Consider the following 15,487-nt stretch of genomic DNA (forward strand, 5'->3'; position numbering starts at 1 on the left):
CGGTCGGGACCGCCATTTTATATAAAGAAAAGAACGAAACAAGTTGTTTCGTATTTTTTTATTTGTTTTAACAAAAAACTAATAAAGACAGTCAAACTATCCTTAGGAAAACTCCTAAGGACTTTTTTATATATTTAAAACCTGTATAATAAAAAGCAGAGAACATTGTGAGCAAAGTAGGTGAAGTCTGTGAGTAAATATGAAGTAACAACAAAATCTTCTGAGGAAACACAAAGGTTATCAGAAAAATTAGGTGAACTTGTAAAGGCACAAGATGTAATTATTTTAGAAGGCGATCTTGGAGCTGGCAAAACGACTTTTACAAAAGGACTAGCAAAAGGTCTTGGAGTGAAAAGAGTCGTAAACAGCCCTACTTTTAACATTATTAAAGAATATAAAGGAAGATTACCTTTATATCATATGGATGTGTATCGTTTAGCGGAAAGTGAAGAAGACTTAGGTTTTGATGAGTATTTCTACGGTGAAGGGATCACAGTAGTGGAATGGGCTCATTTAATAGAAGCTTATTTGCCAAATGAAAAGTTACAAATTAGTTTATTCCATGCTGGAGATGACACAAGAAAAATTGTACTCGAGCCAATTGGAGATCGCTATATTAGATTATGTGAGGAGCTATTACAAGATGAAAGTACTAGCAATTGATACTTCAAATTACGTAATGGGTGTATCCCTTATTGAGGAAGGAAACGTGATTGGGGAAATCATTACAAATTTAACGAAAAACCATTCTGTACGTCTTATGCCAGCTGTAGAACAACTGTTAAAAGAGTGTGGTGTAAAACCGAAAGAATTAACTAAAATCGTTGTAGCTGCTGGACCTGGGTCTTATACAGGTGTTCGTATTGGTGTGACAGCGGCAAAAACATTAGCTTGGTCACTTCAAATACCAATTGTAGGTGTATCCAGTTTAGAAGTAGTTGCTGCAAACGGTGCTAATTTTAATGGACTAATTTGTCCTTTATTTGATGGAAGACGTGGACAAATTTATACTGGGCTATATACATATGAAGGAGAGCAGTTAGCTTCAATAGAAGAAGACAGAATTAGTCTTATTGTAGACTGGTTGCAGATGTTAAAAGATAAAGGACAGCCTGTTTTATTTATTGGTAACGATGTTAAACTGCATAAAGAAACAATTGTAGAACATTTAGGCGATCAAGCTGTATTTGCACCTTTTACTAAGAATAACCCAAGACCAAGTGAGCTAGCATTTTTAGGATTACAAAAAGAAGAGCAAGATGTGCATACGTTTGTTCCGAGTTACCTTCGTTTAGCTGAAGCTGAAACAAAATGGTTAGAAAGTCAAAAGAAGTAGGGGTCTTTAGAAAATGGATATGATATTTAGAAAGATGGCACTCGATGATATTGCTCAAATTGTAGCTATTGAAGAAGCATCTTTTTCAACTCCTTGGACTGCAGATGCCTTTCACCGTGAATTAGCGATGAATGAACATGCACATTATGTTGTGCTAGAAAAAGATGGTCTCGTAATTGGTTATTGTGGATTGTGGATAATTATTGATGAATCACATATAACAAATATAGCTATTTTGCCAGAATATAGAGGTCAAAAGCTAGGGGATGCCTTATTGAAAGAAGTTATTTCCCAGGCGAAAGAATTAGGGGTAAAAACGATGACACTTGAAGTGCGCGTATCAAATGAAGCAGCAAAGCAGTTATACAGGAAATACGGATTTCAAAATGGTGGAATTCGTAAACGATACTATGCAGACAATCAGGAAGATGGTCTTGTAATGTGGGTGAATATATAATGGGAAAAAATACGATTATACTTGGTATTGAAACAAGCTGTGATGAAACAGCAGTAGCAGTTGTTAAAAACGGAACGGAAATCATTGCGGATGTCGTTGCATCACAAATTGAAAGCCATAAACGTTTTGGTGGGGTTGTACCAGAGATTGCATCCCGCCATCATGTAGAAGAAATTACAGTTGTGTTAGAGGAAGCTTTAAAAGAAGCGAATATCACATTTGATGATATTGATGCAATTGCTGTAACAGAAGGACCTGGTTTAGTTGGAGCACTTCTAATAGGAGTAAATGCAGCGAAGGCAGTGGCTTTTGCACACGATATTCCCCTAGTTGGTGTTCATCATATTGCTGGTCATATTTACGCGAACCGTTTAGTCAAAGAAGTTCAATTCCCACTATTATCACTTGTTGTATCTGGTGGACATACAGAGCTTGTTTATATGAAAGAACACGGTTCATTTGAAGTGATTGGTGAAACACGAGATGATGCAGCAGGAGAAGCATATGATAAAGTAGCTCGTACGTTATCCATGCCATATCCAGGTGGTCCTCATATTGATCGCCTTGCGCATGAAGGGAAGCCGACAATCGATTTGCCTCGTGCATGGCTAGAGCCTGATTCATATGATTTCAGCTTTAGTGGATTGAAATCAGCAGTTATCAACACTGTGCATAACGCAAAACAACGTGGTATAGAAATTGCGCCAGAAGATTTAGCAGCAAGTTTCCAAGCAAGTGTAATCGATGTACTTGTAACGAAAGCAGCTCGTGCAGCGGAAGCTTATAACGTAAAGCAAGTACTTCTCGCTGGTGGAGTAGCTGCTAATAAAGGACTTCGTGCACGTTTAGAAGCGGAATTTGCGCAAAAAGAAAATATTGAGCTAATTATTCCACCGCTGTCTTTATGCACAGATAATGCAGCGATGATCGCAGCGGCAGGGACAATTGCTTATGAACAAGGAAAGCGTGCCACATTAGCTTTAAATGCAAATCCAGGATTAGATATTGAAGCATAGTTATGCACAAAATTAACCACAGACTGTGGATAAAACCCGTATTATCTGTTGATAATATGGGTTTTATTGTGTATATAAAATGTTGATAACTTTTTTGTTTTCTGTGGATAATGTGGAAAAGTTATTCTGAGGTTTATATTATAAAGGTGGATATGTGTATAACGTTGTGGATAAAACAGATGAAGTCTGACCTTTGATATATCTTTTTCTGGGAAATAAAATAGAGGTGAATATCCGAAAAGATATTTCGGGATAATCTTCTATTTATACGTGGATCGGTACCAATGTCAAACTTTGTCGGTAAATCGATATTCTCTGTCGAATCGTTGATATATTTAGAGTTATGATGGATATATTTGAAAAACCGTTGATATATTTCAATTTGCGGTAGATATATTTGAAAAATTGTTCATGTACTATGAAGTTGATTCCAACTAGAAAATAAAAAGGATGTCGCATAGTCAAAAATTTCGACTTATGAGACATCCTTCTTATTAAAATGCTCTTATAAATGCAGTTCTTCCCACTCTGCCATACAAGCTTCAAGTTGTTCTTGTAGTGTTTGCTTTTTAGTTGTAATTTCACTAGTCTTTTCATAATCGGCATATATTTCTGGTAAGCAAAGCTGATCTTCTAACGTAGCAATTTCTTCTTCAAATTCTACGATATTTTGTTCCAGTTCTTCAATTTTTCTAGTGCGTTGACGCTCTAGTTTTTTACGCTCTTTTTCTTCTAGATAATTTAACTTTTCTTGTGCAACCACCTTTTGAACAGGTGTTTCATTTTCTTGCTGTTCAAGCTCTGCACGTTCAATCATTTCGTTTTTCTTTTCAACGTAGTAATCGTAATCTCCCAAATATTCCTGTGCACCTTCTGTTGATAACTCAATAACAGTTGTTGTTACGCGATTAATAAAGTAGCGGTCATGTGAAACGAATAGAAGAGTCCCTGGATAATCAATTAAAGCATTCTCCAAAATCTCTTTACTATTTAAATCAAGATGGTTCGTAGGTTCATCGAGAATTAATAAATTTGATTTTTGCATCATAAGTTTTGCGAGAGCTAATCGAGCTTTTTGTCCACCACTAAGAGAAGATACTGGTTTTAATACATCATCCCCTGTGAATAAGAAGTTGCCGAGTATAGTGCGGATCTCTTTTTCAGGTTGCAGTGGATATTCATCCCATAGTTCATTTAACACGCGCTTAGAAGATGTTAAGTTTGCTTGTTCCTGATCATAATAACCAACAGATACATTTGAACCGAAAGCAACATCACCGTGTAAGAGTTGTAACTTATTCACAATGGATTTTAATAATGTAGATTTTCCAATTCCGTTAGGTCCAACTAGGGCAACACTATCTCCGCGAGTTAAGCGCATAGTTACATGTTCAATAATAGGTTCTCCATCATAGCCAATAGTTGCATCCCTTACTTGTAAAACATCATTCCCACTTTGTTTTTCGATATCGAAGTGGAAGGATGCTGACTTAGAATCGCCTAATGGTCTTGTTAATAATTCCATTCGGTCCAATTGTTTACGACGGCTTTGCGCACGTTTTGTCGTAGATGCACGAGCTATATTTTTTTGAACGAAGTCTTCAAGCTTGGCGATTTCATCTTGTTGTTTTTCGTAACGCTTCATTTCTTGCTCGTATAAAGCTGATTTTAAATCTAAATATTTACTGTAGTTACCAACAAATCGTCTACTCTCTTTATTCGAAATTTCATATACTTGTGTAACGAGTTTATCTAAGAAATAACGGTCATGGGAAACAATTAGTATCGCACCAGGATAACCTTGTAAATATTGTTCAAGCCATGTTAATGTTTCGATGTCTAAATGGTTTGTAGGCTCGTCTAAAATAAGTAAGTCTGGTTTCGTTAATAATAATTTACCAAGAGCTAATCGTGTTTTTTGCCCACCGCTTAATGTAGAAATCGTCGTCTGGTGCGTTTCAACTGGAAAACCAAGACCGCTTAAAATTGAACGAATATCTGCTTCGTACTGATAGCCACCTTGATCTTTATAATCTAATTGTAGTTGGTCATAATCAGCTAACAATTTTTCGTATGTAGCCGCATTCGAAAAGTTTTCTTCTTTTCCCATCTCTTGCTCTAGCCTTCGAAGTTTTGTCTCCATTTGCTGTAAATGTGTAAAGACGGTTAACATTTCATCCCAAATTGTTAAAGACGTTTCTAATCCGGTATTTTGAGCTAAATAACCCATTGAGACATCTTTCGGTTTTATAATTTCACCACCATCATGAGAGAGCTCACCAGCTATTATTTTTAATAATGTAGATTTTCCGGCTCCATTTCGTCCGACTAATGCGATACGATCTTTCGTTTGTACTTCCAATTTTATGTTCGCAAGAATCGTTTCTGCACCGTATAATTTCGAAAGCCCGTTTACTTGTAATAAAATCAATGTTTTCACCTCAAATAATTTCTTAACTTTGCCATGTTTATATTTCTCAATCATACTAAAAATAGTGTATAGTTTAAAATAAAGAGAGAATACTTCTTCTCTTTATTATACAAGGAAATTCATGAGTGCTAAACTTCTGTATTTGATTCAAGTATATGAATAAAGATAGGAAGAGAGGAGAGGTTATATGGATCAGCAAAAAATTCCACAGGCCACTGCCAAACGATTGCCTCTATACTATCGATTTATCCAAAACTTATCTCTTTCTGGTAAGCAACGTGTTTCATCAGCCGAATTGAGTGAAGCGGTAAAGGTTGATTCCGCAACTATTCGAAGAGATTTTTCATATTTTGGAGCGTTAGGGAAAAAAGGGTATGGATATAACGTGAATTATTTATTATCATTTTTCCGTGAAACACTCGACCAAGATGATATAACACGTGTAGCACTTATTGGAGTAGGTAATTTAGGGACCGCTTTCTTACATTATAATTTCACGAAAAACAATAATACAAAAATTGAGATGGCATTTGACGTTAGTGAAGAGAAAGTTGGAACAGAAATCGGGGGCATTCCTGTATATCATTTAGATGAATTAGAAGAACGTTTATCAACTGATATACAAGTGGCAATATTAACAGTACCGGCTACAGTAGCACAATCTGTGGCAGATAGATTGGCAGAAACGAACGTGCATGGTATTTTAAATTTTACACCAGCACGCTTAAATGTGTCAGAAAATATAAGAATTCATCATATTGATTTAGCTGTAGAGTTACAAACACTTGTTTACTTTTTGAAAAATTACCCACAATAAAACGCAGAGGAAGCGACCTCTGCGTTTTATTATTGTTTTTTCTTTGTGAATTTGACTAATATAAGGCGAAGTGCCAAATTAAAATCAATTGTTGCCATCACTGCAAATAGTATTGTCCACATATTCCAGATTGTATCTGTTACGTTCGTAATGGCGAAACGTGTAAAGATACATCCAAGAAGGAAGTACAATGCAGCCATGAACAATGGTGAGTTTCTCATACTAAAAATCCTCCGATAAAGCCTTGCATTTTCTCAGCTTCTTTAATCATTTCTTGAATTTGCTCATTGCTTACTGCAATTTGGGCGACTGCAACGAGTGTATTCATCAAAACATGAGCTGCAATTGGAACGATAATACGCTTCGTTTTTACATATAAAAAGGCGAATACGAGCCCCATAGCAGTGTATACCAATAAGTGAGTAAAATCAAAATGAATCGCTGCAAATACAAGAGAACTAATGATAGCGGCAATAAAGAAGTTAAACTTCTTATAAAGTGTACCAAATAAAATTTTTCTAAATACAATTTCTTCTAAGATAGGTCCGATTATAGATACAACAATAAGGAACCAAGGTGTGGTTCTTGCGATGTCCATAAGTCTTGCTGTATTTTCAGATCCAGGTTTAATGTCCAGTAAATACATTTCAATCATACCAGCGATACTTTGTGAGAAAAATGCTAAGAAGAACCCGATAAAAATCCATCCAATTGTAGCTGGAACAGTAGAGCGCATTTTATCTAAATGTCGATCGCGAATGTCTGTTCTGAGTAACCAAAGTACAACGCATAATGCAATGAAAAAGCTAATAATCGCCCAATGGCCAGTTATGATTTGTCCCTTTTCCTCGGTGGTAAATCCTCTATTATCATAGAGACCTGTTTTTAAGAGTAATGGTAATCCAACAATTCCAGATAACTGCATTAAAATGTATGTAACGATAACCCACCAATATTGTTTCTTCAAATGGTTTAACCATCCTTTCTAACTCTAGTGTATGAGATAAAGTAGGATAACATGTAAATATGCTACCTATCATATAAACTTTCATTCGAATTATGATTTTTTTGTAAATCTGTATTTGAAATTAAAATAGAAGACAGGAAAAAGTTGTGTGTGTAGCGAAAACAACTTAGGGTGTCTTTCATATTGTAACATACGAGTGGTGGAAACAACGATTCATATAGTAAAGGTAGTAGAAGAAGGATTTTATATAGAAAAGTATATATAGTAATTTGCGAAAAAATTATGATTTTTTTACTTGCAAAAGAAATTGAGATTATTTATTATTATAAGTGTGTTAGCACTCGGGTGACTTGAGTGCTAATAAATAAAATTTACATAACAAAATGAGGAGGTTATTGTTCATGCTAAAGCCATTAGGTGATCGCGTTGTAATTGAGCTTGTTCAAGCAGAAGAAAAAACAGCAAGTGGTATTGTATTACCAGACACTGCAAAAGAAAAACCACAAGAGGGTAAAGTAGTTGCAGTAGGTACTGGTCGAGTGCTTGAAAATGGTGAGCGTGTTGCTTTAGAGGTAGCAGCAGGTGATCTTATCATCTTCTCAAAATATGCAGGTACTGAAGTGAAATACGAAGGTAAAGAGTACTTGATTTTACGTGAAAGTGACATTTTAGCGGTTATCGGTTAATTATATAAATCTTAAAAAATCCAAGGGGGTCAATTATTATGGCAAAAGATATTAAATTTAGTGAAGAAGCACGTCGTTCGATGCTTCGCGGTGTCGACACTCTTGCAAATGCAGTAAAAGTAACGCTTGGGCCAAAAGGTCGTAACGTTGTACTTGAGAAAAAATTCGGTTCACCACTTATTACAAATGATGGTGTAACGATCGCAAAAGAAATCGAATTAGAAGATGCATTCGAAAACATGGGTGCAAAATTAGTAGCAGAAGTTGCTAGCAAAACAAATGATGTAGCTGGTGACGGAACAACAACTGCAACTGTATTAGCACAAGCTATGATTCGTGAAGGTCTTAAAAACGTAACAGCTGGTGCAAACCCAATGGGTCTTCGTAAAGGTATCGAAAAAGCTGTTACTGCTGCAATTGAAGAATTAAAAGCGATTTCTAAACCAATCGAAGGTAAATCTTCAATCGCACAAGTAGCTGCTATTTCTGCTGCTGACGAAGAAGTAGGTCAATTAATCGCTGAAGCAATGGAGCGCGTTGGTAACGACGGCGTTATTACTTTAGAAGAATCTAAAGGATTCACAACAGAATTAGACGTAGTAGAAGGTATGCAATTTGATCGTGGATATGCATCTCCTTACATGATTACTGATTCTGACAAAATGGAAGCGGTTCTTGATAACCCATACATCTTAATTACTGACAAAAAGATTTCGAACATCCAAGAAATCTTACCAGTATTAGAGCAAGTGGTACAACAAGGTAAACCACTTCTTATCATTGCTGAAGATGTAGAAGGCGAAGCTTTAGCTACATTAGTAGTGAACAAACTTCGTGGTACATTCAATGTAGTAGCTGTTAAAGCTCCTGGATTTGGTGACCGTCGTAAAGCAATGCTAGAAGATATCGCAATCTTAACTGGTGGCGAAGTAATCACTGAAGAATTAGGACGTGACTTAAAATCTGCTACAGTTGAATCTTTAGGACGCGCTGGTAAAATCGTTGTAACGAAAGAAAACACAACTGTAGTTGAAGGTATTGGAAATTCACAACAAATCGAAGCTCGCATCGGTCAAATCCGTGCGCAATTAGAAGAAACAACTTCTGAATTCGATCGTGAAAAATTACAAGAACGTCTTGCGAAACTTGCGGGTGGCGTAGCGGTAATTAAAGTAGGTGCAGCAACTGAAACTGAGTTAAAAGAGCGCAAACTTCGCATTGAAGATGCACTTAACTCAACTCGTGCAGCAGTAGAAGAAGGTATCGTTGCAGGTGGTGGTACTTCACTTATGAACGTATACACAAAAGTAGCTTCTATCGTAGCTGAAGGCGACGAAGCAACAGGTATCAACATCGTACTTCGTGCACTAGAAGAGCCAGTTCGTCAAATCGCAATCAACGCTGGTCTAGAAGGATCTGTAGTTGTAGAGCGTCTAAAAGGCGAAAAAGTAGGCGTTGGTTTCAACGCAGCTACTGGCGAATGGGTTAACATGCTTGAAACTGGTATCGTAGATCCAGCAAAAGTAACTCGTTCTGCACTTCAAAACGCAGCATCTGTTGCAGCTATGTTCTTAACAACTGAAGCTGTAGTTGCTGACAAGCCAGAACCAGCTGGTGCTGCTGGAATGCCTGACATGGGCGGCATGGGCATGGGCGGCATGGGCGGAATGATGTAATTCCGTTTGCTCGAAAAACATCCATTTCTATATAGAAATGGATGTTTTTTTGTGTTTTTGAGAGGAAGAATTTAATTTCTGTAGAATTTTGTCGCTTTCTCTCTTGACCATATTGATACTTCATTGTTAGAATCTAGGAAGATAATATAAAACGATCCTTCATATATCCTCAATGATATGGTTTGAGAGTCTCTACCGGGTTACCGTAAACAACCTGACTATGAAGGCAGTGTGTCTTATATTTATAAAGAGCGGAGACTATCTTTCTTTATAAAGCCAGACCCCTGCCTTTTCTTTGTTATGAGACTAGAGGCGGAGGACTGGCTTTTTTTATTATATTGGTAATGCTTTTCGCCTAAATTGGTGAAAATATTTATATACGAGAACTAACGTTGGGGTGATTATTTTGAAGAAACAGCATGATACAATTATCGTTTTAGATTTTGGGAGTCAGTACAATCAGTTAATAGCACGTCGAATTCGTGAGTTCGGTGTATACAGTGAACTTCATCCACATACAATTACTGCAGAAGAAATTAAAGCAATGAATCCAAAAGGGATTATTTTCTCTGGTGGACCAAATAGTGTATACGGTGAAGGTGCATTACATTGTGATGAAAAAATCTTTGAACTAGGATTACCGATTTTCGGTATTTGTTACGGTATGCAGCTTATGACACAACAATTCGGTGGTAAAGTAGAGCGTGCAAACCACCGTGAGTACGGAAAAGCTGTTCTTAAAGTAGAGAATGAATCAAAATTATATGCGAACCTTCCAGAAGAGCAAGTTGTATGGATGAGCCATGGTGACTTAGTAACTGGTTTACCTGAAGGATTCGTAGTAGATGCAACAAGTGAGTCTTGCCCAATTGCTGGTATGAGCAATGAAGCGAAAAACTTATACGGTGTACAATTCCACCCAGAAGTACGTCACTCTGAGCACGGTAACGATTTAATTAAAAACTTCGTATTCGGCGTATGTGGTTGTTCTGAAGGATGGAACATGGAGAACTTTATCGAAGTAGAATTAGAGAAAATCCGTGAAACTGTTGGAGACAAAAAAGTACTATGCGCACTTAGTGGCGGTGTAGACTCTTCTGTTGTAGCAGTATTAATCCATAAAGCAATTGGTGACCAATTAACATGTATTTTCGTTGACCACGGTTTACTTCGTAAAGATGAAGCAGAAGGCGTTATGAAAACATTTAGCGAAGGCTTCCATATGAACGTTATTAAAGTGGATGCAAAAGAACGCTTCATGAACAAGTTAAAGGGTGTAGAAGATCCGGAACAAAAACGTAAAATCATCGGTAATGAATTCATTTACGTATTCGATGATGAAGCGTCTAAATTACAAGGGATGGACTTCTTAGCGCAAGGTACACTTTACACAGATATCGTTGAGAGTGGTACAGCAACTGCACAAACAATTAAATCTCATCATAACGTTGGTGGACTTCCAGAAGACATGCAGTTCAAATTAATTGAGCCTTTAAACACTTTATTTAAAGATGAAGTACGTGTATTAGGATCTGAACTAGGAATTCCTGATGAAATCGTATGGCGTCAACCATTCCCAGGCCCTGGTCTTGGTATTCGTGTATTAGGTGAAATCACAGAAGAGAAATTAGAAATCGTTCGTGAATCTGATGCGATTTTACGTGAAGAAATTATAAAAGCAGGATTAGACCGCGAAATCTGGCAATACTTCACTGCGCTTCCTGGTATGCGTAGCGTAGGTGTTATGGGTGACGAGCGTACTTATGATTACACAGTAGGTATCCGTGCAGTAACATCTATTGATGGTATGACAGCTGACTGGGCACGTATCCCTTGGGACGTATTAGAGAAAATCTCTGTACGTATCGTAAACGAAGTAAAACACGTTAACCGTATCGTGTATGATGTAACGAGTAAGCCACCAGCAACTATTGAGTGGGAATAGTATTATAAAAAAAGGTCCATCTATTGCTTATGCATAGATGGACCTTTTTTAATTTTAACCTTAATACGAACGAAAATATAAAACTTTATAAAAATGTTCGTTTTTAAATTGACAAAACCACTTTCTCGAGTTAATATGAGTATGTAATTCAAACGAAAAGTGAATATTATGCCGTCGTATAATATCGGGGATATGGCCCGAAAGTTTCTACCTAGCTACCGTAAATGGCTTGACTACGAGGCGTTTGTATAAAGATGAGGGGAAACTTGTCTTTGTTTATAGAACGCTTCCATGTATATGCAATGGAAGCCTTTTTTATTCTTATAGATAAAAGAGGGCTAGGGTGAAATACGGCGAGTAATCATATAACGGGGGAAACGTAAGATGAAACGCTATTTTCAGTTTGATGAACTCGGTACAAATTATAAAACAGAGTTCATAGCAGGATTAACGACATTTCTATCTATGGCTTACGTACTATTTGTCAATCCTGCTACGCTGTCGCTTGGAAATGTTAAAGGGTTACCGGCAGGTACAGGAATGGATCCAGGTGCAGTATTTGTTGCTACAGCATTAGCAGCGGCGATTGGTTCGCTAATTATGGGGATTTTCGCGAAGTATCCAATTGCTTTAGCACCAGGTATGGGAATTAACGCGTTCTTTGCTTATACAGCAGTGTTAACGATGGGGATTCCGTGGCAAACAGCAATTGCTGGAACATTAATGTCAGGTATTATCTTTATTATTCTTACAGCTTCAGGTATTCGTGAAAAAATCATTAATGCAATTCCATCAGAGTTAAAGTTTGCAGTAGCGGCAGGTATCGGATTATTCATTGCTTTCCTTGGATTCCAAAATGCCGGAATTATCGTGAAAAATGATGCTGTTCTTGTTGGGTTGGGGGACTTAACAAAGGGCACAACGTTACTAGCGATTTTCGGAGTTGTTACTACAATTATCTTCATGATTAAGAAAATCAACGGTGCAGTATTTTACGGTATGATTCTTACAGCAATCTTAGGAGTGATAACAGGATTAATTGATACTCCGAAAGCTGTAGTGGGAGCAATACCGAGTCTAGAACCAACGTTCGGGGTGGCGTTAACTCACTTCGGGGACATTTTCACTGTTGAAATGGCGATTGTTATTATAACGTTCTTCTTCATCGATTTCTTTGATACAGCAGGTACGCTTGTAGCGGTTGCGAATCAAGCTGGATTAATGAAGAACAATAAATTACCACGTGCCGGAAAAGCGTTATTTGCAGATGCGATTGCAACTGTAATTGGGGCGATCTTAGGTACATCAACAACAACGTCTTACATTGAATCGTCTGCAGGGGTAGCGGCAGGAGGACGTTCTGGATTTACAGCAGTTGTAACAGCAGGATTCTTCTTACTGGCACTATTTTTCTCGCCATTACTAAGTGTTGTGACACCAGCAGTAACGGCACCAGCTTTAATTATTGTAGGGATCTTGATGGTTTCATCTTTAGGAGAAATTGATTGGAAGAAATTCGAGATTGCAGTACCGGCATTCTTTACTATCATTTCAATGCCGCTTACGTACAGTATCGCAACGGGAATTGCAATCGGATTTATCTTCTATCCAATTACAATGGTTGTGAGTGGTCGTCGTAAAGAGATTCATCCAATTATGTATGTTCTGGGAGTTTTATTCGTACTATATTTCATCTACGTTCGTAAATAAAAGGGGTTTTTTGAAAGGTCTAGACTTAAGGGGAGTCTAGACCTTTTTTGCGTCTTCAGAAAATCTTAAGGATTTCCGAACGTTTTTCTTCAGAAGTTTTCCTATAATAGAAGTTAGGGATAAAAAATGATGGGGGAGATATTGTGGCGCACGAAACAATACTTGTTGTAGATGATGAAAAAGAAATTCGAAATTTAATTACAATCTATTTAAAGAATGAAGGATATAAAGTACTGCAAGCAGGAGACGGAGAAGAAGGATTACGTCTATTAGAAAAAAATGAAGTGCACTTAGTCGTATTAGATATTATGATGCCGAAAGTAGATGGTATTCATATGTGTATGAAAGTAAGAGAATCGAAAGAAATGCCAATTATTATGCTTTCTGCGAAAACGCAAGATATGGATAAGATTTTAGGATTAACAACAGGTGCGGATGATTACGTAACGAAACCATTTAATCCGTTAGAGTTAATCGCAAGAATTAAATCTCAGTTACGTCGTTATATGAAAATGAATGGTTTCGCTATTCAAAATGAGGACGAGTTAGAAGTTGGAGATATGAAAATAAACATTTCGACCCATAAAGTTATTGTGGATGGAGAAGAAGTGAAATTGACCCCGAGGGAATTTTTGATTTTAGAATTACTAGCTCGTAATCCGGGGATGGTCTTTAGTGCTGAGCAAATTTACGAGAAAGTTTGGAACGAAAGGTCTTTCCAGTCTGATAATACTGTAATGGTACATATTCGGAAAGTGCGTGAAAAGATTGAAGAGAATCCGAGGAAACCTAGATATATAAAAACAGTATGGGGAGTGGGGTATAAGGTTGAAAAAGATATTTAATCCATTTAATTATATTAGGGGAGCTAGAAGCTTAGTTGAGAAATTAGTGAAGCGTGTAAGGCGGAGTATAAGAATTCAACTAATTACTACTTTTGCTGCTTGTGCATTATTAGGGGTTCTATCATCGAAAGCAGCGGCACCATTTTTTGAGAATGCGAATCGTGAAGCGACTATCGATTATCGGGCGGGTATGGAGAGTATTAACCAGCAAGCTCAAGACACAGCAAATACGATGGTTCATGAAAATAAATTGGATGTTGTATCGAATATGATTGAAATGGAAAATCAAAATTTGGAACAAGGCTCTAGAGCTTTAAAGGTATTAATCACCGATGAAGGTGGTAAAGTTTTATATAAAACGAAGCAGGCACAAGAAGAACAAATTGATTTGCATAATACAATTCGTAATGCATCATCGTTTGCGATTAATTATATGAATGGTAGAAAAGAATTTGAAAGTACGAGAAAAGAATTTGTTGCTTTTGCACCTATTACAATTGAAGGAAAGAATTTATACATGTTTGTTAGTGGGATTCCGGAAGGTGAAGTAATATATGATACGCAAGAAGGGCCGTTTCCGTTTTTCATAGGAGTACTTGTATTCATTTTCTCTTTCTTCTATATAACAAAGAGAAAGATGAAGCAAATTGAAGCGATGGCGCGAGGGGTAAAAGAAATAGAAAAGGGTAACTTAACTTACCGTATTGAGACAAAAGGTGAAGATGAGATTGCGGCTTTAACTGAGAATATTAATAATATGGCAGAAGAGCTTATGAATAATATAGAAAAGGAACGTAAATTAGAAAAGCAAAAGAATGAGCTTATTACGAATGTATCTCATGATTTGCGTACGCCACTTACTTCTATTATGGGGTACTTACGATTACTTCGAGATTCTAAATATGAGAATATGGAACAACATGATGAGTATACGAGAATCGCTTTTGCGAAGTCGGAGCAGTTAAAGAATTTAATAGAAGATTTATTTGAGTATACGAAATTAACAAATGAACAAGTTATGCTAGAAAAACAAGATGTGTGTATAAATGAATTACTGGAGCAATTAATAGAAGAGTTAGTACCGCAGGCGGAAGAACATGGACTTACATTTGTTAAGAAATTTCCTGAGGAACGTGCCTATGCATCAATTGATTCGGAAAAGATGGTCCGTGTATTTGATAATTTACTAATGAATGCGATTAAGTATAGTAAAGATGATGGAGAGATAAAAGTTTCTCTTCAAAGGCAGCGCAGGGATATACAAATTGTAATTGCGAATCATAGTGAAGAGTTTACGAGAGAAGAGTTAGCTAATCTGTTTGAACGTTTTTATAAGAAGGATCAATCTCGAAGTGGAGTAACAGAAGGTTCTGGACTCGGGCTGGCGATTGCGAAAAGTATTGTTGAATTGCAGGGTGGTAGTATACGAGCAGAATATGAGGACAGTATTATTCAATTTATCGTTTCGTTACCAATTATAGATAAATAGTAAATGAATAGAGTTATATGTGATAAAAAGGCTTATTTGAAAAAGAATAAGCCTTTTTATATTTTTTTAGAAAAACATGTTGACGATTAGTATATAGAGGTGTAATATAGAA

General features: G+C 36.8%; 14 protein-coding genes and 2 riboswitches. Of the genes, 11 read left to right on the forward strand and 3 right to left on the reverse strand.

Going from position 1 to position 15,487, the window contains the following annotated elements; translation table 11 throughout:
- The first annotated feature begins 189 nt into the window (after nucleotides 1-189).
- From tsaE to tsaD, 4 genes are read left to right on the forward strand one after another with little or no spacing between them, the layout of a single operon-like run.
- Entirely contained in the window at nucleotides 190-663 is a 474-nt protein-coding gene (tsaE, locus tag COC96_RS26775; protein WP_097905633.1) for a tRNA (adenosine(37)-N6)-threonylcarbamoyltransferase complex ATPase subunit type 1 TsaE, read from the forward strand.
- Nucleotides 644-1,336 carry a tRNA (adenosine(37)-N6)-threonylcarbamoyltransferase complex dimerization subunit type 1 TsaB gene (tsaB, locus tag COC96_RS26780; protein ID WP_098769779.1) on the forward strand — a complete coding sequence of 231 codons (693 nt, stop codon included), beginning with the start codon at nucleotides 644-646 and terminating at the stop codon, nucleotides 1,334-1,336. The genes tsaE and tsaB overlap by 20 nt, the downstream gene beginning before the upstream one ends.
- Nucleotides 1,337-1,349: 13 nt before the next feature.
- Nucleotides 1,350-1,793, forward strand: coding sequence for a ribosomal protein S18-alanine N-acetyltransferase (gene rimI, locus COC96_RS26785; RefSeq protein ID WP_141436510.1), 444 nt, complete (start codon nucleotides 1,350-1,352; stop codon nucleotides 1,791-1,793).
- Entirely contained in the window at nucleotides 1,793-2,809 is a 1,017-nt protein-coding gene (gene tsaD / locus COC96_RS26790; protein WP_098769781.1) for a tRNA (adenosine(37)-N6)-threonylcarbamoyltransferase complex transferase subunit TsaD, read from the forward strand. Before rimI ends, tsaD begins: the two co-directional genes overlap by 1 nt.
- A 505-nt stretch (nucleotides 2,810-3,314) precedes the next feature.
- Here tsaD and COC96_RS26800 read toward each other — a convergent pair.
- Nucleotides 3,315-5,240: an ABC-F family ATP-binding cassette domain-containing protein gene (locus tag COC96_RS26800; protein WP_218009858.1), complete on the reverse strand. Its 1,926-nt coding sequence runs from the start codon at nucleotides 5,238-5,240 to the stop codon at nucleotides 3,315-3,317.
- A gap of 187 nt (nucleotides 5,241-5,427) precedes the next feature.
- Here COC96_RS26800 and COC96_RS26805 point away from each other — a divergent pair, with 187 nt between their 5' ends.
- Entirely contained in the window at nucleotides 5,428-6,057 is a 630-nt protein-coding gene (locus COC96_RS26805; RefSeq protein WP_000372704.1) for a redox-sensing transcriptional repressor Rex, read from the forward strand.
- 29 nt (nucleotides 6,058-6,086) lie between these two features.
- On the opposite strand, the gene COC96_RS26810 is transcribed toward COC96_RS26805, so the two are convergent.
- Together COC96_RS26810 and COC96_RS26815 are read right to left on the reverse strand one after the other, a co-directional pair.
- On the reverse strand, nucleotides 6,087-6,278 hold the full coding sequence (locus COC96_RS26810; RefSeq protein ID WP_001246201.1) for a YdiK family protein: 192 nt from the start codon (nucleotides 6,276-6,278) through the stop codon (nucleotides 6,087-6,089).
- Nucleotides 6,275-7,024 carry a CPBP family intramembrane glutamic endopeptidase gene (locus tag COC96_RS26815; RefSeq protein ID WP_097905629.1) on the reverse strand — a complete coding sequence of 250 codons (750 nt, stop codon included), beginning with the start codon at nucleotides 7,022-7,024 and terminating at the stop codon, nucleotides 6,275-6,277. The genes COC96_RS26810 and COC96_RS26815 overlap by 4 nt, the downstream gene beginning before the upstream one ends.
- 401 nt (nucleotides 7,025-7,425) lie before the next feature.
- Between COC96_RS26815 and groES the strand changes: the two genes are divergently transcribed.
- The 6 genes from groES (at nucleotide 7,426) to COC96_RS26845 (ending at nucleotide 15,375) form a co-directional block, all read left to right on the forward strand.
- Nucleotides 7,426-7,710: a co-chaperone GroES gene (gene groES / locus COC96_RS26820; protein WP_098268493.1), complete on the forward strand. Its 285-nt coding sequence runs from the start codon at nucleotides 7,426-7,428 to the stop codon at nucleotides 7,708-7,710.
- A gap of 38 nt (nucleotides 7,711-7,748) precedes the next feature.
- Nucleotides 7,749-9,386, forward strand: a complete 1,638-nt coding sequence (gene groL, locus COC96_RS26825; protein WP_001029986.1) for a chaperonin GroEL — start codon at nucleotides 7,749-7,751, stop codon at nucleotides 9,384-9,386.
- Between the two features lie 139 nt (nucleotides 9,387-9,525).
- Nucleotides 9,526-9,627: riboswitch (purine riboswitch) on the forward strand.
- A 165-nt stretch (nucleotides 9,628-9,792) separates the two neighbouring features.
- Entirely contained in the window at nucleotides 9,793-11,331 is a 1,539-nt protein-coding gene (guaA, locus tag COC96_RS26830; RefSeq protein WP_141436509.1) for a glutamine-hydrolyzing GMP synthase, read from the forward strand.
- Between the two features lie 154 nt (nucleotides 11,332-11,485).
- A riboswitch (purine riboswitch) is annotated at nucleotides 11,486-11,587 on the forward strand.
- Nucleotides 11,588-11,715: 128 nt separating this feature from the next.
- Nucleotides 11,716-13,041 carry an NCS2 family permease gene (locus COC96_RS26835; protein WP_098268491.1) on the forward strand — a complete coding sequence of 442 codons (1,326 nt, stop codon included), beginning with the start codon at nucleotides 11,716-11,718 and terminating at the stop codon, nucleotides 13,039-13,041.
- A gap of 143 nt (nucleotides 13,042-13,184) precedes the next feature.
- Nucleotides 13,185-13,886 carry a response regulator transcription factor gene (locus tag COC96_RS26840; protein WP_098769783.1) on the forward strand — a complete coding sequence of 234 codons (702 nt, stop codon included), beginning with the start codon at nucleotides 13,185-13,187 and terminating at the stop codon, nucleotides 13,884-13,886.
- Entirely contained in the window at nucleotides 13,870-15,375 is a 1,506-nt protein-coding gene (locus COC96_RS26845; protein ID WP_098769785.1) for a sensor histidine kinase, read from the forward strand. Before COC96_RS26840 ends, COC96_RS26845 begins: the two co-directional genes overlap by 17 nt.
- Nucleotides 15,376-15,487: the final 112 nt, after the last annotated feature.

Origin of the sequence: Bacillus cereus, assembly GCF_002577405.1 — a bacterium.
In the GTDB taxonomy this organism is placed as follows: domain Bacteria; phylum Bacillota; class Bacilli; order Bacillales; family Bacillaceae_G; genus Bacillus_A; species Bacillus_A cereus_AU.